The organism is Sphingomonas bacterium (genome assembly GCF_903644055.1).
Classification (GTDB): domain Bacteria; phylum Pseudomonadota; class Alphaproteobacteria; order Sphingomonadales; family Sphingomonadaceae; genus Sphingomonas_I.
Genome location: NZ_CAHJXD010000255.1, coordinates 1 through 2,549 on the forward strand (window position 1 = coordinate 1; position 2,549 = coordinate 2,549).

General features: G+C 68.6%; 3 protein-coding genes. All 3 read right to left on the reverse strand.

All coding sequences use genetic code 11. From position 1 onward, the window contains the following. A partial coding sequence (locus HUU94_RS11230) for a glutamate--cysteine ligase (protein ID WP_174275164.1) occupies positions 1 to 1,190 on the reverse strand: 1,190 nt, incomplete at its 3' end. 126 nt (positions 1,191 to 1,316) lie between these two features. Then, positions 1,317 to 2,057 carry a 16S rRNA (uracil(1498)-N(3))-methyltransferase gene (locus tag HUU94_RS11235; RefSeq protein WP_174275165.1) on the reverse strand — a complete coding sequence of 247 codons (741 nt, stop codon included), beginning with the start codon at positions 2,055 to 2,057 and terminating at the stop codon, positions 1,317 to 1,319. Between the two features lie 30 nt (positions 2,058 to 2,087). Continuing rightward, a partial coding sequence (locus tag HUU94_RS11240) for a hypothetical protein (RefSeq protein WP_217429614.1) occupies positions 2,088 to 2,549 on the reverse strand: 462 nt, incomplete at its 5' end.

Consider the following 2,549-nt stretch of genomic DNA (forward strand, 5'->3'; position numbering starts at 1 on the left):
ATATCGAGCACGCGCGCGCCGAGCTCCTGAAAGCTGCGCCCGCGCGGCCCGGCGGTGCGCAGCGCCAGGCGCGGCACCTGATCGCGGATGCGCTGGTGATCCTCGATCGACCAATGCTTGACCTCGTCCCACGCCGCATCGAGCGCCTGATCGTCGTAGAGCAGCCCGACCCAGAAGGCGGGCAGCGCGCAGATCTGGCTGCGCGGGCCGCCATCGGCGCCGCGCATCTCGAGGAAGCTCTTGAGCCGCACCTCGGGGAAAGCGGTCGAGAGATGATCGACCCAATCGGCGATGCGGGGACGTTCGCCGGGCAGTACCGGGAGCTTGCCGTCGAGAAAGTCGCGGAAGTCGAGGCCCGAGGCATCGACGTAGCCGCCGTCGCGAAACGCGAAATACATCGGCACGTTCAGCATGTAATCGGCATAGCGTTCGTAGCCGAAGCCATCCTCGAACACGAAGGGCAGCATGCCGGTGCGGTGCGGATCGGTATCGGTCCAGATGTGGCTGCGATAGGAGAGGAAGCCGTTAGGCTTGCCTTCCTTGAACGGCGAGTTGGCGAACAGAGCGGTGGCGAGCGGCTGCAGCGCGAGGCTGACGCGGAACTTCTTCACCATATCCGCCTCGCTCGAATAATCGAGGTTGGTCTGGATGGTGCAGGTGCGCAGCATCATATCGAGCCCGAGATCGCCGACGCGCGGCATGTGGCGCAGCATGATCGCGTAGCGGCCCTTGGGCATGATCGGTAGCGCGGCGCGCGTCTTGTCCGGCCAGAAGCCGAGCCCGAGGAAGCCGATCCCGAGCCTGTCGCCGATCTCCTTGATCTGCGCGAGATGGCGGCCGGTCTCGGCGCAGGTTTCGTGGAGATTGTCGAGCGGCGCGCCGGACAGCTCGAACTGGCCGGCGGGCTCCAGGCTGATCGCCCCATCGGGGCCGGAGAGCGCGATGATGTTCTCGCCCTCGTAGACCGGCTCCCAGCCGAACTTGGTCATGCCGATCAGCAGCGAATGGATGCCGCCCTTCTCCTCGTAGGAAGGCGCGCGATGATCGTCGAGGCGGTAGACGAACTTCTCATGCTCGGTGCCGATCCGCCAGCGGTCCTTGGGCTTTTCGCCCTTGGCGAACACGCCGATCAGGTCTTCGCGGCCCTCGATCAGCGGATCGGGGCCGGTATCGGCGGAGCGCGTCGTCATGGCCGCGCCCTTAGCGAGGCAGGGGAAGCTGCGCCAGCGGCTTGCGCGGGCTATCGGCGACGCATAGCTTCAGGCAATTATGGAGGTGAGCTCTCGTCGTCGACTGCCAGGCTGAAGATCCGACCTTCAACGCCAATCCCCCACCGTTCCCATCCACAGCGCGATCGCGGCGGCGGCGGCGGTATCGGCGCGGAGGATGCGGGGGCCGAGGGTGATGGCGCGCGCGGCGGGGTGGGCGCGGATCAGTACGCGTTCGTCATCGGTGAAGCCGCCTTCGGGGCCGATGAGGATCGCGGCGGGGCCGGGCATGGCGACTTCGGCGAAGGGTGCGCCGCCCTGTTCGTCGGCGAAGAGGAGCGCGCGCGATTCGTCCCAGTCGCGCAGCAGGGCGGTAAGCTTGGCCGGCTCGTGCAGCGTCGGCAGCGCGGTGCGGTCGCATTGCTCGGCGGCCTCGATCGCGTGCGCGCGGAGGCGATCGAGGTTGAGGCGATCGACGATCGTGCGCGCGGTGATGACCGGCTGGAGACGCGCGATGCCGAGCTCGGTCGCTTTTTCGACCAGCCAATCGATGCGGCCTTTCTTGATCGGCGCGAACAGCAGCCAGAGATCGGGGACCGGCTCGCGCTCCGAAAGCCTGGAGGTCACCGCCAGCATGACGCTCCGCCGCCCCGCCGCGCGCACCTCGGCCAGCCATTCGCCGCTCCGGTCGTCGAACAGCCGGACGGGATCGCCCGGCTTGGCGCGGAGGACGTTGGCGAGATAATTGGCCTGGGCGCCCTCCAGCGCGAGCGTCACACCCTCGCCCAGCGGTGTCTCGACATAGAGGCGCGGCGTGCTCGCGGGCGGCCAGGCGGGGGTGGCGATCACCTGGCGATCATTTGGCGCGCGCGAGGCCGATCAGCGGCCGACCGAGGTCTTGGGCGAACCGTCCTGCATCACGCGGTTGCGCGCCGCGACGCGTTCGTCGGGGGTGACGATGCCGTCATGGTTGGTGTCGGCCTCGTCGAAGCCGCGCAACGCGGCCGCCTTGGCCTCGGCGAGCGTGATCTTGCCGTCCTTGTCGGCATCGCCGTCGTCGAACATCGCCTTGAGCATCGGCGGCACCGGCGGCAGCTTGCCGTTGGCGGGGGCCGCCGAACGCGTGGCGGCGAACGTCGCCAACTCGTCCATCGTGATGACCCCGTCATGATTGAGATCGAAGCGCGCGTGCATCGCGGTGGCGCGCGCCTCCGCGTCGGCGCGGGTCTCGTCGTGCGCCATCGGATTGGCGGCGGGTGCGGGCGCGGGCGCCTGGGCGAGGGCCGGACCTGCGGCCAGCAGGAAGAGGATAGCTATCGGGGTGGTGCGCGGCATCGTCTT